General features: G+C 73.5%; 21 protein-coding genes. 11 read left to right on the top strand and 10 right to left on the bottom strand.

Translation table 11 applies throughout. The annotated features are described in order from the left end of the window. Positions 1–24: 24 nt before the first annotated feature. Genes hemQ through hemE form a run of 3 tightly spaced genes read right to left on the bottom strand, consistent with a single transcriptional unit; the run spans position 25 to position 3,249 of the window. The gene (gene hemQ / locus OHQ87_RS16220; RefSeq protein ID WP_328338723.1) at positions 25–738 is read right to left on the bottom strand and encodes a hydrogen peroxide-dependent heme synthase; all 714 of its coding nucleotides are present in this window, start codon (positions 736–738) and stop codon (positions 25–27) included. Beyond that, positions 735–2,147: a protoporphyrinogen oxidase gene (hemG, locus tag OHQ87_RS16225; protein WP_328338725.1), complete on the bottom strand. Its 1,413-nt coding sequence runs from the start codon at positions 2,145–2,147 to the stop codon at positions 735–737. Before hemG ends, hemQ begins: the two co-directional genes overlap by 4 nt. Before the next feature lie 4 nt (positions 2,148–2,151). Further along, on the bottom strand, positions 2,152–3,249 hold the full coding sequence (gene hemE, locus OHQ87_RS16230; protein WP_328338727.1) for a uroporphyrinogen decarboxylase: 1,098 nt from the start codon (positions 3,247–3,249) through the stop codon (positions 2,152–2,154). Positions 3,250–3,399: 150 nt separating this feature from the next. Between hemE and OHQ87_RS16235 the strand changes: the two genes are divergently transcribed. The 9 genes from OHQ87_RS16235 to OHQ87_RS16275 all read left to right on the top strand — a co-directional run bounded on the left by OHQ87_RS16235 (position 3,400) and on the right by OHQ87_RS16275 (position 15,709). Then, positions 3,400–3,972 carry a DUF3000 domain-containing protein gene (locus OHQ87_RS16235; protein ID WP_328338729.1) on the top strand — a complete coding sequence of 191 codons (573 nt, stop codon included), beginning with the start codon at positions 3,400–3,402 and terminating at the stop codon, positions 3,970–3,972. Positions 3,973–4,241: 269 nt separating this feature from the next. Then, complete coding sequence (locus tag OHQ87_RS16240) at positions 4,242–5,558, top strand: ribonuclease D (RefSeq protein ID WP_328338731.1); 1,317 nt, start codon at positions 4,242–4,244, stop codon at positions 5,556–5,558. A gap of 223 nt (positions 5,559–5,781) precedes the next feature. After that, positions 5,782–7,839 carry a serine hydrolase domain-containing protein gene (locus OHQ87_RS16245; protein ID WP_328338733.1) on the top strand — a complete coding sequence of 686 codons (2,058 nt, stop codon included), beginning with the start codon at positions 5,782–5,784 and terminating at the stop codon, positions 7,837–7,839. Positions 7,840–7,930: 91 nt separating this feature from the next. Further along, positions 7,931–9,274, top strand: a complete 1,344-nt coding sequence (locus OHQ87_RS16250; protein ID WP_328338735.1) for a sensor histidine kinase — start codon at positions 7,931–7,933, stop codon at positions 9,272–9,274. Then, complete coding sequence (locus OHQ87_RS16255; protein WP_328338737.1) at positions 9,271–9,921, top strand: response regulator transcription factor; 651 nt, start codon at positions 9,271–9,273, stop codon at positions 9,919–9,921. The genes OHQ87_RS16250 and OHQ87_RS16255 overlap by 4 nt, the downstream gene beginning before the upstream one ends. Positions 9,922–10,130: 209 nt before the next feature. Then, a complete protein-coding gene (locus tag OHQ87_RS16260; protein ID WP_328338739.1) occupies positions 10,131–11,327 on the top strand; it encodes a thiolase family protein in 1,197 nt (398 codons plus the stop codon). Then, complete coding sequence (locus OHQ87_RS16265) at positions 11,324–13,390, top strand: 3-hydroxyacyl-CoA dehydrogenase NAD-binding domain-containing protein (RefSeq protein WP_328338740.1); 2,067 nt, start codon at positions 11,324–11,326, stop codon at positions 13,388–13,390. The genes OHQ87_RS16260 and OHQ87_RS16265 overlap by 4 nt, the downstream gene beginning before the upstream one ends. A 167-nt stretch (positions 13,391–13,557) precedes the next feature. Next, the gene (locus OHQ87_RS16270; protein ID WP_328338741.1) at positions 13,558–14,853 is read left to right on the top strand and encodes a hypothetical protein; all 1,296 of its coding nucleotides are present in this window, start codon (positions 13,558–13,560) and stop codon (positions 14,851–14,853) included. A 112-nt stretch (positions 14,854–14,965) separates the two neighbouring features. Further along, positions 14,966–15,709, top strand: a complete 744-nt coding sequence (locus tag OHQ87_RS16275; protein WP_328338743.1) for a hypothetical protein — start codon at positions 14,966–14,968, stop codon at positions 15,707–15,709. 79 nt (positions 15,710–15,788) lie between these two features. Here OHQ87_RS16275 and OHQ87_RS16280 read toward each other — a convergent pair whose 3' ends face one another. After that, the gene (locus OHQ87_RS16280; protein WP_442930464.1) at positions 15,789–15,995 is read right to left on the bottom strand and encodes a hypothetical protein; all 207 of its coding nucleotides are present in this window, start codon (positions 15,993–15,995) and stop codon (positions 15,789–15,791) included. Positions 15,996–16,181: 186 nt separating this feature from the next. Continuing rightward, on the bottom strand, positions 16,182–17,378 hold the full coding sequence (locus OHQ87_RS16285; RefSeq protein WP_328338745.1) for a helix-turn-helix transcriptional regulator: 1,197 nt from the start codon (positions 17,376–17,378) through the stop codon (positions 16,182–16,184). Between the two features lie 266 nt (positions 17,379–17,644). On the opposite strand from OHQ87_RS16285, the gene OHQ87_RS16290 reads away from it, so the two are divergent. Then, positions 17,645–18,268, top strand: a complete 624-nt coding sequence (locus tag OHQ87_RS16290) for a DinB family protein (RefSeq protein ID WP_328338746.1) — start codon at positions 17,645–17,647, stop codon at positions 18,266–18,268. Positions 18,269–18,470: 202 nt separating this feature from the next. Here the strand turns inward: OHQ87_RS16290 and OHQ87_RS16295 are convergent, their stop codons facing one another. The 5 genes from OHQ87_RS16295 to OHQ87_RS16315 all read right to left on the bottom strand — a co-directional run bounded on the left by OHQ87_RS16295 (position 18,471) and on the right by OHQ87_RS16315 (position 23,370). Further along, positions 18,471–18,857 (bottom strand): VOC family protein, encoded by a 387-nt coding sequence (locus OHQ87_RS16295; RefSeq protein ID WP_328338748.1) that lies wholly within the window; start codon positions 18,855–18,857, stop codon positions 18,471–18,473. Between the two features lie 28 nt (positions 18,858–18,885). After that, positions 18,886–20,037: a sensor histidine kinase gene (locus OHQ87_RS16300; RefSeq protein WP_328338750.1), complete on the bottom strand. Its 1,152-nt coding sequence runs from the start codon at positions 20,035–20,037 to the stop codon at positions 18,886–18,888. A gap of 40 nt (positions 20,038–20,077) precedes the next feature. Next, positions 20,078–20,740, bottom strand: coding sequence for a response regulator transcription factor (locus tag OHQ87_RS16305; protein WP_328338752.1), 663 nt, complete (start codon positions 20,738–20,740; stop codon positions 20,078–20,080). Between the two features lie 81 nt (positions 20,741–20,821). Next, positions 20,822–22,087, bottom strand: a complete 1,266-nt coding sequence (locus OHQ87_RS16310) for an outer membrane protein assembly factor BamB family protein (protein WP_328338754.1) — start codon at positions 22,085–22,087, stop codon at positions 20,822–20,824. Next, on the bottom strand, positions 22,084–23,370 hold the full coding sequence (locus tag OHQ87_RS16315) for an outer membrane protein assembly factor BamB family protein (protein WP_328338755.1): 1,287 nt from the start codon (positions 23,368–23,370) through the stop codon (positions 22,084–22,086). Before OHQ87_RS16315 ends, OHQ87_RS16310 begins: the two co-directional genes overlap by 4 nt. Positions 23,371–23,496: 126 nt before the next feature. Here OHQ87_RS16315 and OHQ87_RS16320 point away from each other — a divergent pair, with 126 nt between their 5' ends. Next, complete coding sequence (locus tag OHQ87_RS16320; protein ID WP_328348875.1) at positions 23,497–25,368, top strand: hypothetical protein; 1,872 nt, start codon at positions 23,497–23,499, stop codon at positions 25,366–25,368. Positions 25,369–25,427: the final 59 nt, after the last annotated feature.

Below are 25,427 nucleotides of genomic sequence, written 5' to 3' on the forward strand. Positions count from 1 at the left end.
GCCGGGCGACGACCGTCGGTGCCGCTACACGAGGCAGTTGACGATGTCGGCGACCGAGCGACGCCGACCGGTGTAGAACGGGACCTCCTCGCGGACGTGCCGGCGGGCGCCGGAGGCGCGCAGGTCCCGCATCAGGTCCACGATCCGGTGCAGCTCGTCGGCCTCGAAGGCGAGCATCCACTCGTAGTCGCCGAGGGCGAACGAGGCGACCGTGTTGGCCCGGACGTCGGGGTAGCCGCGCGCCATCTTGCCGTGTTCGGCAAGCAGTTCCCGCCGCTCGGCGTCCGGCAGCAGGTACCACTCGTAGGACCTGACGAACGGGTAGACGCACAGGTAGGGCCGGGGTGCCTCGTCGGCGAGGAAGGCCGGGATGTGGCTCTTGTTGAACTCCGCCGGCCGGTGCAGCGCCAACTGCGACCACACCGGGGTCAACGCCCGACCCAGGGTGGTCCGGCGCAGCCGCAGGTAGGCGTCCTGGAGGGCGTCGCTGGACGACGAGTGCCACCAGATCATCACGTCCGCGTCGGCGCGCAGCCCGGCCACGTCGTACATGCCCCGGACCACCACGTCCTTGCCGGCCAGCTCCTCGAAGAGCGACTCCACCTCACCGGTGACGTTCTCCCGCAGCGCCGGCAGCGCGCCGGTGGCCCGGTAGACGGACCACATGGTGTACCGGACGGTGGAGTTCAACTCCTTGAGCCGGGCCGCGTTGGTCTGCTCGGTGGTCTGCTCGGTCATGGACCCGATCCTCCCAGTGCTTCGATGATCTCCCCGGCCGCCGTCTCGCCGGAACGGACGCAGACCGGGATGCCGACCCCGTCGAATCCGGCACCGGCCAGCGCCAGCGTGGGGTGCGACGCGCGCAGCGCCGCCCGGACGGTGGTCACCCGGTCGGTGTGGCCGGGGGTGTACTGGGGCAGCGCGCCACCCCAGCGCTGCACGTGGCCGGCGACCGGCGTGGGCAGCGCCACCCCGAGCACCCGGGCCAGCTCCCGGTGCACGGTGGCGAGCAGGTCGTCGTCGGTGAGCTGGAGCGATGTCTCCTCACCGTACCGGCCGACGGAGGCACGGACCAGGGCCAGCCCGTCCGGCGCGGCCAGGTGCCCCCACTTGGTGGTGAAGAACGTGGACGCCTTGATCAGCAGCCCCTCGGTGGCCGGCACCAGGAAGCCGGAGAGCCGGGGCAGGGCCGGCTCGGGCAGGGCCAGGGTGACGAGCGCGACGCTGGCGTAGTCCAGCCCGCCGACGGTCGCCGCCGACGCGGCGGCGAACCCGGCGAGCAGCCGGGCGGCGGGCCGGGCCGGCACGGTGAGCAGCACCGCGTCCGCCTCGACCAGCTCCGGGGCACGGGTCGGGCCGACGGTGAGCCGCCAGCCGTCGGCGACCGGGCTCAGCTCACGGACCGCCGCGTGTCGGCGGATCGTCGCGCCGCTGGCCGTGGCCGCCGCCTCGACCAGGGTGCTCAGCCCGCCGGCCAGGGTGCCGAAGACAGGTGCGCCGGGGGCGCGGGGCGCGGCAGCCTGGGCGGCCCGGACCGCACCGACCAGGGTGTGCTCCACCCGGGCCGCGCGGGCCAGCGCCGGCATGGTGGTGACCAGGGACAGGTCGTCGGCCCGGCCGGCATAGACGCCGCCGAGCATCGGGTCGACCAGCCGCTGCACCACCTGGTCGCCGAACCGGGCCCGGACCAGCGCGCCGACCGGCACGTCCTGGTCCGCGTCGAGCAGCGGCCGACCGCCGTCGCGGTCGCCGTCCGCCGTCGGCACGGCCACCGCCGCCACCGCCGCCAGATCCCCGGGTACGCCGACCAGCGTGCCGCCCGGGACCGGGCGCAGCTCCCCGTCGACGACGAGCGCGGCCTGCCCGACGGTGGGGTGCACGATCCGCTCGGCCAGGCCGAGCCGGCGGGCCAGGGCCACCGCAGCCGACTCGCCACCGGCCGGATCGCGCATCAGGAACGACTCCGCGCCGAACTCCACAGGTCGACCGGCCAGCTCACCGGTGCGCAGCTTGCCACCGAGCGCGCCGGACTGCTCGTACACGGTGATCTCGGTGTCGGCGGGGGCGTGGTCGCGCAGCCGGACCGCGGCGGCGAGGCCGGTGATCCCGCCGCCGACCACCGCCACCCGCCACGGCCGCGCGCGCACCGCCTCAGCCCTGCTCGGCCCGGCCGGCGGACACCTCGTGCACCAGCGCGACCACCCGGGTCAGCACCTCGGGGTCGGTCTCCGGCAGCACACCGTGACCGAGGTTGAACACGTGACCGGGGGCGGCCCGGCCCTGCGCGACGATCCGCCGCACCTCGGCCTCGACCACCGGCCAGGGGGCGAACAGCACGGTCGGGTCGAGGTTGCCCTGGACCGCCCGGTCCGGGCCGATCCGGCGGGTCGCCACGTCCAGCGGGGTACGCCAGTCCACCCCGACCACGTCGGCGCCGGCCTCCCCCATCGCGCCGAGCAGTTCGGCGGTGCCCACCCCGAAGTGGATCCGGGGCACCCCGGTGTCGGCGAGCCCGGACAGCACGGCGGTGGAGTGCGGCAGCACGAACCGGCGGTAGTCCGCTTCCGAGAGCGCACCGGCCCAGGAGTCGAAGAGCTGCACGGCGGAGACCCCGGCGTCGACCTGCACCCGCAGGAACGACAGGGTCACCTCGGCGAGCCGGGCGCAGAGCGCGTGCCACAGCTCCGGCTGGCCGTACATCATGGCCTTGGTCTTGGCATGGGTACGCGACGGCCCGCCCTCGACCAGGTAGCTGGCCAGGGTGAAGGGGGCGCCCGCGAAGCCGATCAGCGGCGTGTCGCCCAGCTCGGCGACGAGCAGCCGGACGGCCTCGTCCACGTAGGACACGTCGGCGCGGTCGATCCGGTGGATCCGTTCCACGTCCTCGGCGGTGCGGACCGGCTCGGCGACCACCGGCCCGGTGCCGGCGACGATGTCCAGGTCGACCCCGGCTGCGGCGACCGGGACGACGATGTCGCTGAACAGGATCGCCGCGTCGACGCCGTGCCGGCGGACCGGTTGGAGGGTGATCTCGGCGACCAGGTCCGGCCGGCGGCAGGAGTCCAGCATCCCCACGTTGGCCCGGATCTCCCGGTACTCCGGCAACGACCGGCCGGCCTGGCGCATGAACCAGACCGGGGTGTGCCCGACGGGCTCCCGGCGGCAGGCCCGGACGAAGGGCGAGTCGGCCGGCCCGCTGCGGCGGGATTCTCCGTCTCGGGCGGCAGCGCCCGTGGTGTCGGTGGTCATCGCGGCAATCGTGCCACGCACCCGGTCCGGACGGACGGGCAGCGCCACCATTTGTGACAGGCACCCCGACCCGGGCGACCCCGCACGGCGCGGTGGCGCTTCGGCGTGCCGTCCGGGCGGCTGGTGGCGGGTCGGCATAGGCTGCCGGTCATGGCCCCCCCGATCGCGCTCCCGGAGACGTTCGCCCGCGCGGTCGCCGGTCTGCGGTCGGTCACCCCCCGGGCGGAGATCGTCCTGGAGGAGGTCGGCGCCCCGCAGCGACTCGCCCCGTACGCGTTCGCCCTCTCCGCCACCGTGCTGCGCGACGAGGACGAGGTGGCCGACGGCCGGCTGATCCTGCTGCACGACCCGGCCGGGCACGACGCCTGGCAGGGCACCCTGCGGCTGGTCACCTACGTGACCGCCGAGCTGGAGGTCGACCTGGCCGCCGATCCGCTGCTGCCGGGGGTGGGCTGGACCTGGCTCACCGACGCCCTGGAGGCGCACGAGGCGCGTCACCGGGCGGCCGGCGGCACGGTCACCCAGACCGTGTCGACCCGGTTCGGTGACCTGGCCGGCCCGCCTGCCGCCGGGGACGTCGAGATCCGGGCGTCCTGGACGCCGCTCGGTGACGACCTGGCCGCACACCTTTCGGCCTGGTGCGCCCTGCTCGCCTCCACCGCGGGGTTGCCGCCGCCCGGCGTCACCGCGCTCTCCGAGCGCCGTCCGGCCGGGGCGGCCTGACCGCCGCCCGGCGTCCCGACCACCGCCGCCCGGCGTCCCGACCACCGCCGCCCGGTGTCCCGGGCCGACCGGACGGCCGGGAGCCACCGGTGCGACACGCCCGACCCGCAAGCAGAATGTCCCGGGCACGAGGGGGACGTCCCGGATCAGGACGGACGTCCCGGGTGCGAGGTGGGTGTCCGGACCGTCCGGACCGCTGCCGGACACCGGGACGACACACACCGGACCGGCTGCGCACACCACATGGCCCGGCGCACTAGGGTTGCCAGGTGACCGACGAACCACCCCTGCGCCGTCGGGCCGCCGAAAGCCGCACGGCAGACGTTCCGCCCCCGGCCGTCGCGGAGCCGGCGGACCCGGGCACCGAGCAGCCCATCGGCGGGCCCGTTCCGCTGACCGCACCCCGTGACGGCACCCCTCAGCCGGTGGCCACCCCCGCCGAGCTGGACGAGGTCGTGGCCCGCTTCGCGGCCGGCACCGGCCCGGTGGCCCTCGACGCCGAACGCGCCTCCGGCTACCGCTACAGCCAACGGGCCTACCTGGTGCAGCTGCGCCGGGCGGGGGCCGGCACCACGCTTATCGACCCGTTGCCGCTGCCCGACCTGACCACCCTCGACGACGCCATCGGCGACGCCGAGTGGGTGCTGCACGCCGCCAGCCAGGATCTGGCCTGCCTGGCCGAGGTGGGGTTGCGTCCGCGCCGGCTGTTCGACACCGAGCTGGCCGCCCGGCTTGCCGGTTTCGAGCGGGTCGGCCTGGCCGCGCTGACCGAGCAACTGCTCGGTTACACCCTGGAGAAGCACCACTCGGCGGCGGACTGGTCCACCCGGCCGCTGCCCGAGTCCTGGCTGACGTACGCCGCGCTGGACGTCGAGATGCTCGTCGACCTGCGTGACGCGCTGGACGCGGAGCTGACCTCGCAGGGCAAGTCGCCGTGGGCGGCGGAGGAGTTCGCCGCGCTGATCACCTGGGCCACCCGGCCGCCCCGGGTCCGGGCGGAGCCCTGGCGGCGGACCTCCGGCATCCACCGGGTTCGCGGGGCGCGGGCGCAGGCCCGGGTCCGGGCGCTGTGGTACGCGCGGGACCAGATCGCCGTCCGCCGGGACGCCGCTCCCGGTCGGGTGCTGCCCGACTCGGCGATCATCGCCGCCGCCGAGCTGGACCCGAAGGACGAGAAGACGCTGCTGACCCTGCCCGGATTCGGGGGCCGGTCGGTGCGCCGGCTGGCCCGCACCTGGCTGGTCGCGCTCGACGAGGCCCGCCTGTTGGCAGAGGACGCACTGCCGGTCACCCCGACGGTGGAGGGACCGCCCCCGCCGCACCGGTGGGCCGAGCGGGATCCGGTGGCCGCCGGCCGGTTGGCCCGCTGCCGTGAGGTGGTGGTACGGGTCGCCGGTGAGCACCGGCTCCCCCCGGAGAACCTGATCACCCCCGACTCGGTCCGCCGGCTGGCCTGGCAGCCTCCCGACGAGATCACCGTGGACACCGTCGCGACGACCCTGCGCGGTTACGGCGCCCGGGAATGGCAGCTCACCCTCCTGCTCCCCGCGCTCGCCGAGGCGCTGCTGCCCGTCGCCCGGCCCTGATCCCGGCACCCGCCACGAACGGAGGTGGGCCCGCTTCCCGGGTGGGCCCGGGGCAGCGGTACCGCCGCAGGTGCCCCGGAACTTCCTACTCAGGTAGCAGGTCACCTGCCGTCCTGCGCCAGATGTCCCGGCCGTCCGGTTCGCGCAGGCTGGTCCGGTGCCCCCGGGTGACGCCGTACGGATCCTCTCCGGACACCCGTCGGGTGCGGAAAGGCAGCAGAACGTGGATCCCCACGACGCCACCGGGCGGCTCGCCACCCGATCCCGCCCGACCGGTCCCCGTACCATCCGTCCCGGCCGGCTCGCGGCGGCCCTGGCGGCGCTGGCCGTCACGGCGACGGTCGCCGGCTGCGGCGCCGACGCGGCCCGGACCACCCCGCCCCCGCCCGTCGCCGTCCCGGCCGCCCCCGGCGCGCCGGCCGATCCGGCGGCGCTGACCGCCCGGGACCTCGACGCCTGGCTGGACGGCCTGCTCCCGGCCGCGCTGGACCGGACCGGCATCGCCGGGGCCACCGTCGCCGTGGTACGCGACGGGCGGATCCTCACCGCCCGGGGCTACGGTCACGCCGACACGGGCACCGGCGCGGGTGGTTCCGCGGTGCCCGTCGACCCCGAGCGCCATCTGTTCCGGGTGGGGTCGGTGTCGAAGCTGCTCACCGCCACAGCGGTCCTGCAACTCGTGGAGAGCGGTGCCGTCGACCTGGACGCCGACGTCCAGAGCTACCTCGACTTCACCCTGCCCCGCAAGTACGACCGGCCGGTCACCCTGCGCCATCTGCTGACCCACACCGCCGGGTTCGAGGAGCGGATCGCCGGTCTGATCGGCCCGGAGGGCAGCCGGACCGACCTGCGTCGGGCCATGGTGACCGACCCGCCCGAGCAGATCTACCGGCCCGGCACCGTCCCCGCCTACTCCAACTACGGCAACGGCCTGGCCGGATACGTCGTCGAGCGGGTGACCGGCACCCGCTTCGAGGACTACGTCGCGCGCAACGTGCTGGCCCGCGCCGGCATGACGTCGTCGACCTTCGACCAGCCGCTGCCGGGGCCGCTGCGGGACCGGATGGCGAAGGGGTACGACACCGCCTCGGCGCCGGCCCAGCCGTTCGAGATCGTCAACCCGGCCCCGGCCGGTGCGCTCACCGCCCCGGCCACGGACATGGCCCGTTTCATGCTCGCCCAGTTGGGCGAGCCGATGGGCGGCCAGCCCCTGCTGAACCGGGCCACGCTCGCCCTCATGCAGCGGCCGGCACTCGACGCGGCCTCACTCGGCACGCTGGCCGACGGTCGTCGGATGAACCTCGGGTTCTTCGACGAGACCCGCAACGGCCGCCGCATCCTCGGTCACGGTGGGGACACCCAGTTCTTCCACTCCGAGCTCCAGATCTATCCGGAGGAGCGGGCCGGCATCTTCGTCGCGCTCAACGGCAACGGCCACGGGGCGCTGGACAGCCACCGCCTCCGGCAGGCGGTGGTGACGGGATTCGCCGACCGGTACTTCCCACCGGTTACCGACCGGCCGGCCGGGACCGTCGACGCGCCGACCCGGGCGGAGCACGCCGCGCTGGCCGCCGGGACGTACGCGAGTTCCCGGGCGATGGCCAGCACCTTCCTGGCCGTGACCGGCCTGGCCGACCAGACGCGGGTGAGTGCCCGGCCCGACGGTCGACTGCTGTTCGAGCCGGGTCCGCTGTCCGATTCGCCCGCCGCGTACGAGGAGATCGCCCCGTGGGTGTGGCGGGAGGTCGGTGGGCAGCGGGTCGTCTCGATGCGGGTGGCCGACGGCCGGGTGGAGGCGATCGGCATGGAGTCCGCGTTCGCCCTGCTGCCGGTGCCGCCCGCCCGCAGTCTCGGGGTGGCCGTCCCGGTGCTCGCCGCCTCGACGGTCGTGCTCGTCCTCGCCCTGTCGGTCTGGCCGGTCGGTGTGGTCCGCCGCCGTCGCCTCGGCCGCGCCCCGCGGGACCGGGCGGGGCGGATCGCCCGGGTGTCCACCCGCGTCGCCGTAGCCGCCACGGTGCTCGCCCTCGCCGGCTGGGTGCTGAGCCTGGTCACCGTCATGGGCCTGCGGGACGTCCCGGACGCCGCGCTGCGGACGGTGCAGGTGCTGCAACTCGTCGGCCTGCTCGGCGTGCTGCCGGCCGCCGTCCGGCTGGTCGACGACGTCCGTCGCCGGGCGGGCTGGCACCGGGCGGTCGGCAGTTGCCTGGTGCTGCTCGCGCTGGCCGGTACGGGCTGGTTCGCGGTGGAGTTCATGCTGCTCGCCCCGAGTGTCTCCTACTGAGCCCGGTCGACGGGCAGCGAAGACGGGCAACGGGGCGAGCAGACCTGCAGCGGGAGAAGGCGTGCAACGGGAGAACCAGGATGATCATCGGATGAGCGAGCATTCCGGCACCGGGTCGGCAGCTGTCGACGCCCCCGGACCACCCTGGCCCGGGGGCCGACCCGGCGCGCTGCTCGCGCGGCTCGGCTGGTTCGGGCGGGACTGCCTGCTCGCGGTCGGCGTCACGGTGCTGACCTTCGGGGTGCTCACGGCGGTCTTCCGGTTCGCGGGGGCGACGCAGGGGTTGCCCCTCGACCCGGCGCAGGCCCGGTTGGTCGTCGCCGTCTGCTGCGGCCAGACGCTGCTGCTGTGCCTGCGCCGGGTCCGCCCCAGGCTCTGCTTCGCGCTGGTGGTCGGGTTCCAGGTGCTGCTCATCGCCATGGTCCCGCCCGACATGACGGCGCGCGGCGTCGCCCCGTTCGTCGCCGCCTACACGGTCGGCACGTTGCTGCCGGTGCGGACCGCCCTGCTGTTCGCGGGCGGCGCGGTGCTGATCGAGACGACAGCCGTCGCGGTCGCCGCCGGTGGGACCGCCCAGCTGCCGGTCACGGTGGTCGGTCACCTCACCACCAGCGCGCTGTCCTACCTCGGCCCGATCCTGGTCGGCGGCTACGTCGCCACACACCGACGCTACGTGCGGCTGTTGCGGGTGCAGGCGGTCGAGGCGGTCCGGGCGCAGCAGACGACGGTGGCGGCCGCGATCGGCGCGGAGCGTTCCAGGATGGCCCGGGAGTTGCACGACGTGGCCGCCCACCACCTGTCCGGCATGGTGGTGCAGGCGGCGGCGGTCGAGCGGCTGATCGACCGGGATCCGGCGGCGGCGAAGGCCGGGGTGGCGTGGATCCGCGCCCAGGGCAAGGAAACCCTGGACAACCTGCGGCTTGTCGTGGGGGTGCTGCGCGGGCGGCCCGGCGGCGGCGAACCGGCCGACCGGGGCGAGGGCAACGCCCCGGTGCCGGGGCTGGCGATGCTCGACGAGTTGGTCGGGACCGCTGCCGCGCTCGCCCCGGTCGAGCTGGTCCGGGAGGGCACCCCACGCGAGGTGCCCCCGATCGCCGACGTCGCGCTGTACCGGATGGTGCAGGAGTGCCTGTCCAACGCCCGGCAGCACGCCCCGGGCGCACCGGTACGGGTGGTGCTCCGCTTCCGGGCACGCGAGGTGACGCTGGAGGTGGTGAACGCACCCGCTCCCCGGCGACCCGAGCCGGCGGCCCGCAGCAGCACCGGGGTGGGCCTGATCGGCATCCGGGAACGCGCCCAGCTGATCGGCGCGGGATACACCGCCGGCCCGACCGACGCGGGCGGCTGGTCGGTCGGGGTGAGCCTGCCGACGGGGCCGGACGGCGCGCGGGCACCATCTGTCGCACCGACCGCGAGGGGAGCCGAACCGGCATGATCAGAGTGATGCTCGTCGACGACCAGGCGGTCGTCCGGGCCGGTTTCCGGGTCATCCTGGAGCACGCCGGGGACATCGAGGTGGTGGGAGAAGCGTCGAACGGCACGTCGGCGGTCGAGTTGGCGGGCCGGCTGCGCCCGGACGTCGTCTGTATGGACGTCCGGATGCCCGGTGGCGACGGGCTCACCGCGACCCGCCAGATCGTCGCCGACGCGTCGGGCGCCGCGCCGGCCGTGCTGGTGGTGACGACGTTCGACCTCGACGAGTACGTCTTCGGTGCGCTGGAGTCGGGGGCGAGCGGATTCATCCTCAAGGACTGCGAGCCCGAGGAACTGATCGCCGCGATCCGGCGGTTGGCAAGCGGTTACGGGCTGGTCGACCAGGCGGTGACCCACCGGGTGATCGCGGAGTTCGCCCGCCGGCGGCCGGTCGCCGAGGCACCGTCGGCGCATCCGCTCACCGCCCGGGAGATCGAGATCGTCGTGCTGCTCGCCCGGGGTCTGTCGAATCTGGAGATCGCCAACGAGCTGTTCATCGAGACCAGCACCGTCAAGTCGCACCTCGGTCGGGCGATGGCCAAGATCGGCGTACGGGATCGGTTGCAGACCGTGGTGTGGGCGTACCGCACCGGGGTGGTCCCGCACTGACCGGTGCGGCGGGGGCGGAGAGCCGTCCGGGCCGCCGGCGGTGATCACGGCGGGGTGGATGTGGTGTGGGCCACACCGGGGGTGGTGACGGTCGTGGTTACTGGCGAGTAGCATTCTTCGGGAAACGCCAGTGCCGGCCGACCCTCGCCCGGCCCGTGCCGCCGCCCCGCGGCGCTGCGGCCGGGTCGTGGTCGAAGAGGAGGCTCCAAGTGCCCCGAGAAGTTCGGGATGTCGTCTTCGTCGACGGTGTCCGCACCCCGTTCGGCAAGGCGGGTGGCATGTACGCCAACACCCGCGCCGACGATCTGGTGATCCGCTGCATTCGTGAGCTGCTGCGCCGCAACCCCCAGCTGCCCCCGGAGCGGGTCGAGGAGGTGGCCGTCGCCGCCACCACCCAGATCGGCGACCAGGGCCTCACCATCGGCCGCACCGCCGCCCTGCTGTCCGGCCTGCCCAAGACCGTCCCCGGCTTCTCCGTCGACCGGATGTGCGCCGGCGCGATGACCGCCGTCACCGCCGTCGCCGGTGGCATCGCCATGGGCGCGTACGACATCGCCATCGCCGGTGGCGTCGAGCACATGGGCCGGCACCCGATGGGCGAGGGCGTCGACCCCAATCCGCGGATCATCGCGGAGAAGCTGGTCGACCCGTCCGCCCTGGTGATGGGGGCCACCGCGGAGAACCTGCACGACCGGGTCCCGCACGTCACCAGGGAGCGCACCGACGCGTTCGCGCTCGCCTCGCAGCTCAAGACCGCCAAGGCGTACGCCGACGGCAAGTTGCAGGACGACCTGGTGCCGGTCGCGATCCGCGACGCCGAGGGCGGTTGGGGCCTGGCCACCGCCGACGAGGCGCCCCGGGAGACCTCGCTTGCGAAGCTGGCCACCCTGAAGACCCCGTTCCGCCCGCACGGCAAGGTCACCGCCGGCAACGCGGCCGGCCTGAACGACGGCGCCACCGCCAGCCTGCTCGCCGACGAGGCCACCGCCCGTGAACTGGGCCTGCCGGTCGCCATGCGGTTGGTGTCGTACGGCTACGTCGGGGTGGAACCCGAGGTGATGGGGGTCGGCCCGATCCCGTCGACCGAGAAGGCGCTGCGCATCGCCGGCCTCAGCATCGACGACATCGGCCTGTTCGAGCTGAACGAGGCGTTCGCCGTGCAGGTGCTGGCCTTCCTCGACCACTTCGGCATCGCCGACGACGACCCCCGGGTCAACCCGTGGGGCGGCGCGATCGCCATCGGCCACCCGCTCGCCTCCTCCGGCGTACGGCTGATGACGCAGCTCGCCCGGCAGTTCGCCGAGCACCCCGAGGTGCGCTACGGCGTCACCGCCATGTGCATCGGCATCGGCATGGGCGGCACGGTCATCTGGGAGAACCCGAACTGGGAGGGTGGAGACAAATGAGCCTGGCTGCACCGAACGAGGTCGTCACCCGGGCGCTGCTGCGGCAGGTGAGCGTGCCGGGGCTGGACCGCCCGGCCGCCCTGATCACCCTGGACAACGGCCTCGACCACACCAAGCCGAACACCTTCGGCCCGGCCGGCCTGGCCAGCCTCGACGAGGCGATCACCGCCGCGCTGGCCGCCGACCCGGCGTTCGTCGCGGTCACCGGCAAGCCGTACATCTTCTGTGTCGGCGCGGACATCGTCGGCCTCCCGGCCCTCGCGGACCGGGCGCAGGCGCTGGAGATCGGCCGGCTCGGTCACCGGGTCTTCGCCCGGCTCAAGGACAGCGCCGTGCCCACCTTCGCCTTCGTCAACGGCGCGGCGATGGGCGGCGGCCTGGAACTGGCCCTGCACTGCCACTACCGGACGCTGTCCGGCGGCGCGGCGGCCCTCGCGCTGCCCGAGGTCTCGCTCGGCCTGGTCCCCGGGTGGGGCGGCACCCAGCTGCTGCCGAACCTGATCGGCATCCCCGCCGCCACCCAGGTGATCATCCAGAACCCGCTGACGCAGAACAAGATGCTCAAGCCGAAGCAGGCTGCCGAGCTGGGCATCGCGGACGTGCTGCTGGAGCCGGCCGACTTCCTGGAGCGGTCCCTGGAGTGGGCCGCCGGCGTGGTCCGGGGCGCGGTCACGGTGACCCGGCCCGAGGTCGACAAGGACATGTGGGCGGGCGTGCTGTACTTCGCCCGGCAGACCCTGGACCAGCGGTTGCACGGCGCGGTCCCGGCCGCGTACCGGGCGCTGGACCTGCTGGAGACGGCGAAGGACGCCGACTTCGCCACCGGCACCGCCGCCGAGGACGAGGCGCTCGCCGACCTGATCTTCTCCGAGGAGCTGCGCAGCGGCCTGTACGCCTTCGACCTGGTGCAGCGCCGGGCCAAGCGGCCGGCCGGCGCACCGGACAAGGGCCTGGCCCGGCCGGTCACCAAGGTCGGCATCGTCGGCGCCGGCCTGATGGCCAGCCAGCTCGCGCTGCTGTTCGCCCGCCGCCTCCAGGTGCCGGTCGTGCTGACCGACCTGGACCAGTCGCGGGTCGACAAGGGTGTCGGCTACGTGCACACCCAGATCGAGAAGGCCGTCACCAAGGGCCGGATGGACAAGGGCACCGCCGCCAAGCTGTACGGCCTGGTCTCCGGCTCGGTCGACAAGTCCGTCTTCGCCGACGCCGACTTCGTCATCGAGGCGGTCTTCGAGGACCTGGACGTCAAGAAGCAGGTCTGGGCCGAGCTGGAGAAGATCGTCTCGCCGGAGGCGGTGCTCGCCACCAACACCTCGTCGCTGTCGATCACCGCGATGGCCGCCGAGCTGGAGCACCCGCAGCGCCTGGTGGGCTTCCACTTCTTCAACCCGGTCGCCGTGCTGCCGCTACTGGAGATCGTCCGGGGCGAACGGACCGACGACGCCACCCTGGCCACCGCGTTCGCGGTGGGCAAGGGGTTGAAGAAGTCCTCGGTGCTGGTCAAGGACGCCCCGGCGTTCGTGGTCAACCGGCTGCTCACCCGCTTCCTCGGCACCGTGTTCGCCGCTGTCGACGCGGGCACCCCGCTGGAGGTGGCGAACAGCGCACTGGACCCGTTGGGGCTGCCGATGCGTCCGCTCGCCCTGCTCCAGTTGGTCGGGCCGGCCGTGGCTTACCACGTGGGCGGCACCCTGCACGCGGCGTACCCGGACCGGTACCCGGTCAGCGAGAACCTCAGGCGGATCGCCGAATCGGGCCAGCCGATCGTCGTCGAGGACCGGATCAACGACGACGTGGCCACGCTGCTCGTGGTCGGCGACCAGCCGCTCACCGCCGAGCAGGTGCGACAGAACGCGCTCGACGCGCTGGCCCAGGAGACCCGGCTGATGCTCGACGAGGGTGTCGTCGCCGAGGCGCAGGACATCGACCTGTGCCTGATCCTCGGTGCCGGCTGGCCGTTCCACCTGGGCGGGATCACCCCCTACCTGGACCGGACCGGCACCGCCGAGCGGGTCACCGGTAAGCGCTTCCTGCCGCGTGGGGTCGCCAGCCTGCGCGCCTGAGTCATCCCCCGCTCCCCCGCGATCGCGGTGGCCGGCGACGCCCTCCCCCGGGCGTCGTTGGCCACCGCGATCGTCGTTTGCGTACCCTCGTCAGACTCGGGGGGCTGCGCGGCCGGGCTCCGTCTGGCTACGATCACGCGTTCTCACCCTCGCCTGGAGCTGATCTGATGACCTCACCGCCGGTCGATCCCTGGTCCGGGCAGCCGGAGCACGGCTCGCCCACCGGTCACTACCCGTCTGCGCCCGACGGTCCGCACACCCCCACCCCACCCCCGCACACCCCGCCGGAGGGCGGCGGCTGGCCCACCACGCCGTACCCGCCGGCACCGACCGGGCAGCCCGGCGGCTGGCCGGCCGACCCCCAGTCCGGGCCACCGGCCGACCCCTACCCCGCCCCGCAGTACGGTGGCTGGCAGCCCGATCCGGGCCAGGGCGGCTACCCCCACGCACCGCAGTCCGGCCCGCCCGGCTACCCCCACGCACCGCAGTCCGGCCCGCCCGGCGCGCCGCATTCCGGTTACCCCGGCGCACCACAGTCCGGCCCACCCTCCGGTTACCCCGGCGCTCCACAGCCCGGCTACCCGAACCCCCCGCAGCCCGGTTACCCGGGCGCACCGCAGTCGGGGTATCCCGGCGCACCGCAGCCCGGCTACCCCGGCGCACCGCAACCCGGGTATCCGGGCGCCCCCGGGCCGGGCGGCTATCCCGATCCGGCCCCTCAGCAGTACTCCGGCTTCGCCGGTACGCCGTACCACCCTCCGCACGGACCGGCCCCGCAGCGGTCGAAGCTGCCGCTGCTGCTCTCGCTCGGGCTCGTCGGGCTGCTGGTGCTCTGCCTCGGCGGCGGCGGTCTCGCCTGGGTCGCCCTCGGTGACGACAACGACACCGAGCCGACGCCGACGCCGACGCCCACCGGGGCCGCGTCGCCCACCCCCAGCCCCACCCCGGTCGAGACGGAGAGCCCGACCCCCGAGCCCACCCCCTCCGAGGAGGCCGACGACCCCGGCCCGATCCGGCTGGTGACCCCGGCGACCCTCGGTGGCAGGTCCAAGAGCACCGACCCTGAGCTGCGCCGTATCGCCGACCAGATGGTCCGCGACATGAAGTCCGAAGTACGCAACGAGACCGGCGCGGTCAGCGCCTTCTACGGCAGCGCGGCCGGCCGCAACATGGTGATGATGGCCGGCGCGTCCGGCCCGGTCATCCTCCCCGAGCAGGAGCTGGAGGACGCGGTCAAGGGTCTGGGCAGTTCGCTGGCGGTCAAGAAGATGTCGACGATCGAGCCGGGGCCGCTGGGCGGGGTGGCCAAGTGCGGTGACGGCAAGGCGTCCGGCATCGCGCTCGGCGTCTGCGTCTGGGCCGACCACGGCAGCGTCGGCATGATCGTCATGTACTTCTCCTCCGCGACCAAGGCGAAGTCCGAGTTCGCCGCCCTCCGGGGCCAGATCGAGAAGCGGGACTGACCCGGCGGTGGACAGGGCGGCGGCGGGCGGGCCGGCGGGCGCGGGCCGGTGAATGTCGGTCACTCTGGCTAAGATCATCCGGCCTCACCCACGAAATTCTGGAGTAGACCTGATGTCCCAGCCCCCGACCAGCCCAGCCGCCCCCGCGCCGGACGGCGGTACGCCGCAGGGCGGCTACCCGCAGCAGGGCGGCTACCCGCAGCAGGGCGGCTACCCGCAGCAGCCGGACGCCGGCAGCGCACCGCCGTACGCCGGCCCGCCCGCACCGCCGGCGAAGAAGCGGTCCGCCGTCAAGATCGTGCTGATCGTGCTGGCCGTGCTGTTGGTGCTCTGCCTCGGTGGCGCCGCCATCGCCGCCTTCGCCCTCAAGGACGACGTCAAGGAGGTGGTGGACGCCGCCAACACGACGGTCTCCGCCCCGGCCACCCTGGCCGGCCGCCCGCAGGCCACCGACCCGGGGCTGAAGGCGGTCGCCGACGGGCTGGTCACCGAGATGAAGAAATCCGTACAGAACGAGACGGGCACCGCCGGCGCCTTCTACGGTGACCCGGCCAAGCAGGACCTGCTGATGATCGCCGCGGCCTCCGGCGTGATGGCCGACCCCAAGAAGGAACTGGACGACGCCGTCACGGGCATCGCCAGCGAACTGAAGGTCACCAACATGTCCCCCGTGGACGCCGGCCCGCTCGGTGGCGACGCCAAGTGCGGCGACGGCAACAGCGAGGGCGTCCCGCTCGGCGTCTGCCTCTGGGCGGACAAGGGCAGCGTCGGCCTCATCGTGCAGTACTACAAGTCGGCAGCCAACCTGAAGTCCGAGTTCGTCACGATGCGCGGGCAGATCGAGAAGAAGGGCTGACCTCCCGGTCGCCCGACGGGCCACGACGAAAGCCGCCCCGCCGCTCCTTCGGGAGTTCGGCGGGGCGGCTTTCGTCGGGTCAGCGGAAGTGCGGGGGAATCCACCGGCCCCGACCTACCGCCTTCAGATAGGTGTAGGCGACGCGGGTCGGTTCACACATCCAGGTGTGCTGGCAGATCGGGCACCAGTCGGGTCTGCCGGGGCGCGGCCAATGGTCGGTGATGATGACCCGCGCGTCGAGCACGAGCCGGTTGTGGACCCACCGCGCCGACATGCCACCGGTCACCGCTGACCCCTCCGTGTTCGGTCAGGGGCGGCCGGCCCCGTCCGACACGACCGCCCCCTCTTACCGGGGGACGCCGGGGTGCTCGCACACATCACGTCGGGTCCGATGGACACCCCGCCGCCCTGTTCACGAAACGTTACGGAGGGGTGACCGTGGGGATGGGGATGGTTTGTCCCCGTGGCACAACTACCAGTCCATGCCCATGCTGAGCGCCAATTCGCGGGCATCCTCGCCGATGGTTCCCCGGCGGGTCGACAACTCCATCACGGCGGAACGGGCGTACGGGTTGTGCCGCACCGTGTCCACCGACTCCCGCAACGCCCGGCCGAGCAGGTGCACCCCGGCGACCTCTTCCCGAGCGAGCATGTGCGCACGGGCAGCGTCGATGAGATGCCCCGCCCGGCGGGTGCGCGACGGCAGGCCGCTGTAGTTGACGCTGTCGGCACGGCGAACAGCCTCCCCGTGTCGGCACAGATCCGCTTCGACGGTTACCGCGTACGCTTCCATAACGGTCGGACCGAAGATCAACCACGGGTGGGTGTAGCTGTCACCCAGCCGTCGGGCGGCGGCCTCGGCCGCATCCCATGCCCGCCACGCGCGCCCGGCCCGGCCGGCTTTCGCATGGCCGAGGGCGACACCCAGTTGCAGTTGCCCCCACCGGACGGTCCGCTCCGGGCTGCTGTGCCCGTCGACGAGTGCGGCGGCGTCGGTGAGAACCTGCTCGGCGGCGTCGATCTGGTTGGCCGACCGGTACACGTGGGCGTAGTACCAGGCGGCCACCGCCACCGCCTCCGGGTTGTCGGCGTCCTGGGCGGCACCCATGGCCCGGTCGGCGGCCAACCACACCAGTTCCGGGTAGGGCTGGTGGGCGCAGTACAACTGGGCCAGGTGGTAGGTGCGGGCCAAGTCGGCGAGGGCGGCACGCCGGTCTGCGCCGTCGAGGTGGCGGGCGGAGCGGCGGGAGTCGTCGAGCAGCCCGGGGAGGATCGCGGCGACGGCGGTCCGTTCGGCGGTGGACTGGTGCCACAGCCTCCACGCCTGGTCGACGAGGCTGCGGAGCACCGACGCGGGGGCGGGGTCACCTGCGGGTAGCAGGGTGCGTTTCATGGCGGCGGCAACCTGGTCGACGTCGGGGTGCCCGGCGCGGGTGACGGAGGCGACGGGTAGGGACTGGTCGCCGGTGAGGTCGGCCAGGTCGCTGATGTCGAGGACTTCGGCGAGGCGCAGCAGCATGGGTAGGCGGGGGGTGAGCAGCCGACCGGTTTCGAGGGCTTTCACCCATTCGGCGCTGCGGCCGACAAGCCCACCGAGGACTACTCGGGTTTTTCCGGCGCGTTCGCGGTGGGCGCGGAGGCGGGTGCCGAAAGCGGCGGGACTGTTCATTGTGGCTCCCCAGGTAGCGGCTGGGCGACGGCCCGCCGGCCGCTACAACAGGCGGGTCCGCCATCGACCACGGTACGCGCCCGCCGCTCAGGCGACCTGCTCCGCCACCTCATACCAAGCGTAGATCGACCATGTGGTTGGCGGCGTGGCGCGGGTCGCGTCGCCCGATGACCTTCAACGCCGCCTGAATGTCCCCGGGCGCCGTGGGCAGCAGCCGTTCAGCTCCACAGCGGCTCCTGTTGTCGCCGCGTGGCAAGCTCGTCGCCATGATCGAGGATTTCGCGAAGGACTTCCTGCACGGCCGGTTGAAGGTGATCCGTGAGGCGCTGGTCTGGAAGCTCGATGGTCTGTCCGAGTACGACATCCGGCGTCCTCTGACGGCGACGGGGACCAATCTCCTCGGCCTGGTGAAGCACATGGCGACCTTGGAGGCCTGGTATTTCGGTGAGGTCTTCGATCGCCCATCCCCGGAGCTGCTGGGGCGATGGCAGGACGCGGACGGCAGCGACCTGTGGGTCAGCCCGGATGAGACCCGCGAACAGATCATCGACTTCTACCAGCGCGCCTGGAAGCATGCGGACGCGACGATCAACGAGCTTCCCCTCGACGCGCCTGGCCACGTGCCGTGGTGGTCACACCCTGACGTGAAGCTGCTCAACATCATGATCCACGTCCTTCAGGAGACCACCCGGCATGCCGGCCACGCTGACATCCTGCGTGAACAGCTCGACGGCCGGACCGGGCTGAGGGATGAATACGAGGAAGAGATCGACACGGCGGCCCGCGCGACACACCGCGCGAAGATCGAGCGGGCTGCGCAGGCAGCGGCCGGCGGCGCGGGCCATGCCGGCCTATCTGCCCCACACGCCGCAGTCGAGACTACGCCCTGATCAGCCCGATGACCGGCGGCCCTGGCCGGCTGATCGAACATGCTCGCGTTCACCTGCCTGCGCCTGCAAACCGTCGCAAACCCCGACCCCGCAGTTGTAGATCTGAGACTCGGAACAGCCGGTCGCCTCACGGATCGTCTTCAGTGGGGGGTGCCCGGCGGTAATCGCGCGGGCACCCCCTCGATGATCGAGACGCGGAGCGTCAGCCGGTCGTGGCGGCCCGCTCGGCGGCGCTGCGCAGGACGCAGAACTCGTTGCCCTCCGGGTCGGCCAGCACCACCCAGCCGGCACCGTCCGCCCGACGGCGGTCGTCGACCTGGACGGCACCGACGGCGAGCAACCGCGCGACCTCCTCGTCCCGGGTCCGGTCGATCGGCTCCAGGTCGAGGTGCAGGCGGTTCTTGACCGACTTGCCCTCCGGTACGGCCAGGAAGAGCACCTCCGGTCCGCCCTCGGGCAGGAGCATCGCCTCCGTGTCGCCGGGGAAGTCGTCGGGTTGGCGGGGGCACTCGAAGACCTGCGCCCAGAAACCGGACAGGGCGTAGGTGTCGTGACAGTCGATGCTGATGTTGTGGATTCGTACGCTCACGGGTCTGCCTCCGAAGCAGTGGGACCGGTCAACTGGGGACTTGGTCGGCCGAGGGCAGCGTGACCGTCACCTCCAGCCCTCCACCCTTCTGTGCGACGACCCGGACGGTGCCGCCGTGTGCGTCGCAGACCGCCCGGACGATGGACAGGCCCAGCCCGGAACCACGGGCTCCCGTCCGTTCCCGGCCACCCCGACGGAACGGCTCGAACAGCCCCGGCACATCGGCCTGGTCCACCTCGAAGCCGGTGTTTCGTACCGCCAGCCACGAGGAGCGCCCGTCGGTGCCGGTCTGCACCCAGAGCCGCCCGTGCAGATGGTTGTAGCGCACCGCGTTCTCGATCAGGTTCCCGGCCAGCCGGTCCAGCAGACCCGGGTCACCGGTCACCGGGGCCGGTCGCAACGAGGACTGCACCCGTAGCCCGATCCGCTCCACCTCCCGGGACATCGCGGACAACGCGTTGGCAGTGCCGGTGGCCAGATCACATTCCGTACGTCGGGCCAGCCGTCGGCCCACCTGGGCCTCGCTACGGGCCAGCACCAGCAGCGCGTCCACCAGGCCGTTGGCGCGTTCCGAGGCGTCCCGCACCACGGTGGCCATCCGGCGGTACTCGGCGGTGTCCGCCTCGTCGTCGCTGAGCGTCACGTCGATCTCGGTACGCATCACCGCCAGCGGGGTACGCAGCTCGTGTGAGGCGTTGGCCACGAACCGCTTCTGCGCCTCGAATGCCGCGGTGATCCGGTCCAGCATCGCGTCGAAGGTCCGGGCCAGCTCGGCCACCTCGTCGTCCGGCCCGGACCAGCCGATCCGCTGGTCGAGCGTGGTCTCGCCGAGCCGGCGCGCGGTCGCGGTGACCTGGTGCAGCGGACGCAGCGTCCGGCCGGCCACCCAGTACGCCCCGGCCACCCCGACCACGCTGATCGCCAGCAACGCCAGCAGCCCCTTGACCAGCAGCTCGTCGGAGGCGGCATCGACCAGTTGGCGCTGCCACACCGCGGCGTCCAACGAACGCCCGTCGGCCAGCAGCACGGTGGTGCCCGGACGCAGCTCGTCGGTGGGGCGCAGCGCGTCCCGGACCAGCAACCAGGCCAGCGCCACCAGGATCGCCCCGGCCCCGACCAGCAGCACCCCGTTGAGCAGGGTCAACCGCAACCGCAGCGTGGGCCGCAACCGCCGGGTCACGACCCGACCCCGGCTCGCGACACCGGCTCACTCCTCGCGCTCATGGGTTGACCGTCCGGTAGCCGGCGCCGACCACCGTCTCGATCAGCGGCGGATCGCCGAGCTTCCTGCGCAGGGTCATCACGGTGACCCGGACGATCGTGGTGAACGGATCGGTGTTGGCGTCCCAGACCCGTTCCAGCAGCTCCTCGCTGGAGACCACCGCGCCGCGCGCCTTGACCAGCTCGCTGAGCACACCGAACTCCTTGTTCGTCAGGTCGACCGGCGCGCCGGCCCTGGTGACCACCCGGCGGGCCGGGTCGAGCACCACGTCACCCACCTGGAGCACCGGCGGGGCGGCCGGGGTGGCCCGCCGGCCCAACGCCTGCACCCGGGCCACCAACTCGTCGAAGGCGAACGGCTTGGGCAGGTAGTCGTCCGCGCCGAGGCCCAGCCCCGCCACCCGGTCGGCGACGGTGTCGCTGGCGGTCAGCATCAGCACCCGGGTGAGGGTGCCGGAGGCGGCCAGCTCGGCACAGATCTGGTCGCCGTGCATCCCGGGCAGGTCACGGTCGAGGACCACCACGTCGTACCGGGTGACGAAGGCCGCCTCGTGGCCGGCGTCCCCGTCGTACGCGACGTCGACCGCCATCCCCCGCTTGCGCAGCCCACGCACGATCGCGTCGGCGAGGTTCCGTTCGTCCTCGACCACCAGCACCCGCATCCCGACCTCCTCGCCGACCTGTCCGACAACCTAGCCCCGCCGGCCAAACGACCTGCCGGAGGAGGGCCGACCGGTGTGCCGTCAGCCGGGCAACCGCCACACCCCGATGCTGTTGCGTTGCCGCCAGCAGACCAGCACCCCCTGGTCGAGCGAGCAGCGGTCCCATGCTCCGGGCAGCACGTCCACCAGCCGCGGGGTCCCGCCGGCGGGGTCCAGCGCGGCCAGCAGCCGCCGCTCACCGGCGACCGGACGGATGGCGAGGTACGGGGCGGTCGGCGGCGACCGGTCCACCAGATTCCAGCCGCCCAGCTCGGCCACGGCCCGACCGGTAGCCGGATCGAGCAGGGCCAGCCGCTCCGGCCTGTCGACGCTGACCGCGACCATCCGGTCCCCGACCGACTCGACCGGGAACCACCGCCCGGTGGACCAGCGCACCCGGCCGGTCGCCGGGTCGAGCAGCCGGGTACCGGAAGGCGTGTCGAGGCAGACGGCATCACCGCAGGTGCGGGCCGCTCCGCCACCCGGCGACGTCGTGTCCCAGCGACGCCGCCCGGACCCCAGGTCGTACCCGGCCAGCAGGTCCGGTTCCCCGCCGACGAGCAGCAGCTCACCGACCGGCTCCGCCAGGTGGTGGTCGCCCCGGGCGGGTGGCACCGGGAAGGCGAGCCGGCGTACACCGGTGCCGACGTCGTACGCCTCGGCGAGGCCGGCGCTGGTGACCAGGACGAGTTCCTCGATGCCGCGCGCCGACGTGCGGTATCCGACGGTGGCCGCTCCGGCCGTGGCCGTCCAGCGGACCGCGCCGGTCGCCGGGTCGACGCCCCGCACCACCACCCGGTCGACGTGGACGTCCTCCAGCAGCAGCCCGCCGTCCCGGGTGGGCACCGCCCGGCCGGGCTGCCGCCAGCGGGCCCGCCCGTCGACGTGGTCGAGCACCATCGAGACCGGTTCGCCGCCGGGGTCGGTGGTGATCGCCACGTCGTCACCGACCCGGTCCAGCACCAGCAGTTGGTGCCTGGGGGACAGCGACACCTGCCAGCGGACCCGTCCGTCGGTCAGGTCGACGGCGATGAGTTGCCGGCTGCCGGCCGGTGCGAGGGCCGACGGGTAGGCGAGCACCAGCAGGTCGCCGACGATCAGGTGGCTGGGCTCCGGCACGTCCGGTACGGGCACCGGGACCAACCGGGTCGGCCCGGGTGCCGCACCGGCCATGGTGAGCAGCAGGAACAGGCCGACCAGGACGACGGGCACCGGACGGCCGCCGGCACGCCGCACCCGGGGCCGGCGCGGTGGACGGGGGGCCGGCTCGTCGGGGTGACCCACCTCGCCCAGGTCGATCACCGTCACCGGGGCAGCCGCCAGACTCCGAACGCGCCGTCGACCAGCCGGCAGAGCAGCAGATCCCCATCGCTCTGGCAGTCGCCGGAGACGGCCGGCAGCACGTCGAGCACCCGGACCCGCGCGGCGGCCACGTCCAGGTCGGCGACCATCATCCGCCCCCCAGCGGCCGGCCGTATCCCGAGCACCGGCCCGTCCGGCGTGGTCGGCCGGACCAGCTTCCAGGTGCCCAGGTCGGCGACCTGCCGCCCGGAGGCGACGTCGAGCACCACAAGCGGGTGCCAGCCGCCCCCACCCAGGCTGCTCGCCGCCACCCGACCGCCGTACACCCCGCTGTCGAACCCCCAACGGGCGTCCTGCCAGACCGTCCGCCCGGTCGCCGGGTCCAACGCCCGTACCCCGCCGGCCACGCCGAGTGCGCAGAGCAGCGACCCGCACGGGGTGGTGAACACCGGCGTCGTCAACGGCACCTCCCATCGACGGTCCAGCCCGTCGAGGCCGTACCCGGTGAGTCGGCCGGTGTTCGCCTGGACGGCGAGCAGCAGGTCGCCGACGATCTCGAACCCGGTGTTCGACGGCGTTCCCTCGTGGTCGAGCTGCGCACGGTGCAGACGTACCCCGCGCCGGGCGTCCCAGACCTCGACCGGGCCGGGCGGTTTCACAGTCACGATCCGGTCCACACCGTCGGCCGCCGTCCGGTACAGGGTGGCTGCCGGCGACATCGACGCCGACCAGCGGTCCCGGCCGGTCGACGGATCGACGGAGTGGACAGTCATCGGCCCCTCCGGACCGAGTTCGGAGAAGAGCAGGTCGGCTCCTGCCGACTCGCCAATCCCCGTCCGCTGCCAGCGCAGCCTGCCGCTCTCCCGATCGTAGGCGAACGTCTGGTAAGCCCCGTTCGGTCCGCCGGCGGTGCCGGTGACCAGCAACAGGTCGCCGTGCCGGCGCAGCGTCCCGGACCCGCTGGTCACCGGCACCGGCACCTGCCACCGCCGCACCGGCCGCGCCCGGGGTGAGGTGGGGATCGTCCAGGCGCTCAACCGACCCGGGGCGGTCGGATCGCCGGTCGGGGCGTGCAGGAAGACCTCCCCGTCGTGGAGCAGCACCGACGTGCCGAGGGAGGCCGGCAGCACGAAGGCCGCCCGGTGCTCCACCGGCGCGGCAGCGGTCAGCACCAGCAGGATGAACGCCAGCACCGCGGCGAGTCGCAGCGGTCGGCCGACGGCCCGGGGCGCGGGACCGGGCGGCTCCGGCCCGGCGTCGCGGAGCTCACCCAGATCGATGACCGTCACGCACACCCTCTTTCGACCGCCACACCCCACCGACCACCATGCCGGCCGGTGGACGCGGATCGCCGCACACCGGGTCGCCGGACCGACCCGCCGCCGCCTGTACGATGGCCCGTCGTGGCCGTGCCGGTGGTAGATCCCTCGTTGAACCCGACGTCCGCGCCCGACGCGGTCGCACCCGACGCGAACGACCCGCACGGGCGACCGCGACGACGGCCGGGCCGGGCCGACGTGCTCGCCATCGGAGCCTATGCGCTGATCGGCGTTCTCGTGTGCCTGAACTACTGGGTGGACGTGCAACACCGGGTGTCGTCCCACCTGCCGACCGACCACAGCTGGTTCGAGTGGCTGTTCACCCATGGCGCGTACTCGGTGCGGCACCTGGAGAACCCGCTGTTCAGCGCCCGGCAGAACGCCCCGGACGGGGTGAACATGATGGCGAACACCTCGCTGCTCGGCATGACCATCCCGCTGGCCCCGGTCACCCTGCTGTTCGGCCCGCAGGTGACGTACGCGCTCTATCTGGGCGGGGCGCTCGCCGCGACGGCGGCCACCTCGTACTGGATGCTCTCCCGGCACCTGGTGCGCTCGCGGGCCGGCGCGTTCGTCGGCGGCGCGTTCCTCGGTTTCGCGCCGGGCATCGTGCACCACGCCAACGGGCAGCCCAACTTCGTCTCCAACTTCCTGCTTCCGGTGATCGTGGCCCGGGTGCTGCGGGCGGGCCGGCCCGGCCGGTGGCGGCGCGACGGGGTGGTGCTGGGCCTGCTGGTGGCGTACCAGATCTTCATCAACGAGGAGATGCTGCTGCTCACCGCGCTGGCCTGCCTGGTGGCGGTGGTGGCGTACGTGGTGCAGCGGCCCGGCGGGGCCCGCGCGCGCGCCGGCGGCTTCCTGGCCACGCTCGGGGTGGGCGGCGGGGTGGCACTGCTGATCACCGCCTACCCGATCTGGTACCAGTTCAACGGCCCGCAGTCCTACCGGGGGCTGCAGGGCGGGGTGTTCCACAACTGGGGCGAGGACCTGATGGCCTTCGTCACCTTCGCCCGGGACACCGTCGCCGGGGACGAGGCGGTCGAGAAGACCATCGGCCTGACCGAGCAGAACACCTGGTTCGGCTGGCCGCTGGTGCTCGTCGTGCTGGCCGCCCTGGTGCTGCTCTGGCGGCGCTCGCTGGCCGCCCGGATCGCCGGGGTGCTGGTGGTGGTCTTCACCGTCGCGGCGATCGGCCCGAAGGTGCGGTTCGACGGGGTGGAGACCACCGTCGACGGGCCGTGGGCGTACATCCCGGACGACCTGCCGCTCGTCGAGATGATGATGCCGACCCGGCTGACCCTGGTGGTGACCGGGGCGGTCGGCGTCCTGCTCGCCCTGGCCTGGGACGCGGTCGGCGGCCCCGGACGGTCCCGGGTGCCCGCACCGCGCAGCGCCGCCGACGACCCCACCCCGGCCGCCCCTGCCGGGACCCCGGGCCGTCGCCGCTGGGTCCGGCCGGTCGGGTACGCCGCGATCACGCTCGCCGTGCTGCCGCTGTTCCCCCGTCCGTTGCCCGCGCAGCACATCGACCTGCCGCCGCACTTCGTCACCGCCGGCGGCTGGCGGCCGTACGTGCCGGCCGGGCGGACCCTGGTGCCGGTGCCGATCCCGAGCAACGTGCACGGCCTGCCCACGCTGCGCTGGAGCGCGCTGACCGGGCACGAGTTCCCGGTGCCCGGGGGCTACTTCATCGGCCCGAACGAGCTGGGCCAAGGCGTCTTCGGTGCCCCCAACCGGCCGACCAGCACCCTGATCTACGCCACCATGGACGCCGGCACGGTGCCCGCGCTGACCGAGGAGAACCGCCGTCAGGCGGTGGCTGACCTACGGTTCTGGAAGGCGTCGGTGGTGGTGCTGGGCGCCCACCCCCGCGAGGCGGTGCTCCGGGACCTGATGACCGGCCTGCTCGGCCCGGCGCAGCGGGTCGACGACGTCTGGCTCTGGGACGTCCGCCCCCTGGTCGACTGAACCGCCCGGCGACCGGTCCGTCCCCGCCGGCTCCCGGCCGGCGGGGACGGACCGGCCCG

Origin of the sequence: Micromonospora sp. NBC_00421 (assembly GCF_036017915.1) — a bacterium.
Lineage (GTDB): Bacteria > Actinomycetota > Actinomycetes > Mycobacteriales > Micromonosporaceae > Micromonospora.

Excerpts from the sequence above, each read along its gene's own strand:
- OHQ87_RS16250 (WP_328338735.1), top strand. The coding sequence starts at position 7,931 with ATGAGCGAGCATTCCGGCACCGGGTCGGCAGCTGTCGACGCCCCCGGA.
- OHQ87_RS16275 (WP_328338743.1), top strand. The coding sequence starts at position 14,966 with ATGTCCCAGCCCCCGACCAGCCCAGCCGCCCCCGCGCCGGACGGCGGT.
- OHQ87_RS16285 (WP_328338745.1), bottom strand. The coding sequence starts at position 17,378 with ATGAACAGTCCCGCCGCTTTCGGCACCCGCCTCCGCGCCCACCGCGAA.
- OHQ87_RS16235 (WP_328338729.1), top strand. The coding sequence starts at position 3,400 with ATGGCCCCCCCGATCGCGCTCCCGGAGACGTTCGCCCGCGCGGTCGCC.
- OHQ87_RS16270 (WP_328338741.1), top strand. The coding sequence starts at position 13,558 with ATGACCTCACCGCCGGTCGATCCCTGGTCCGGGCAGCCGGAGCACGGC.
- OHQ87_RS16255 (WP_328338737.1), top strand. The coding sequence starts at position 9,271 with ATGATCAGAGTGATGCTCGTCGACGACCAGGCGGTCGTCCGGGCCGGT.
- OHQ87_RS16305 (WP_328338752.1), bottom strand. The coding sequence starts at position 20,740 with ATGCGGGTGCTGGTGGTCGAGGACGAACGGAACCTCGCCGACGCGATC.
- hemQ (WP_328338723.1), bottom strand. The coding sequence starts at position 738 with ATGACCGAGCAGACCACCGAGCAGACCAACGCGGCCCGGCTCAAGGAG.
- hemE (WP_328338727.1), bottom strand. The coding sequence starts at position 3,249 with ATGACCACCGACACCACGGGCGCTGCCGCCCGAGACGGAGAATCCCGC.
- OHQ87_RS16290 (WP_328338746.1), top strand. The coding sequence starts at position 17,645 with ATGATCGAGGATTTCGCGAAGGACTTCCTGCACGGCCGGTTGAAGGTG.
- OHQ87_RS16265 (WP_328338740.1), top strand. The coding sequence starts at position 11,324 with ATGAGCCTGGCTGCACCGAACGAGGTCGTCACCCGGGCGCTGCTGCGG.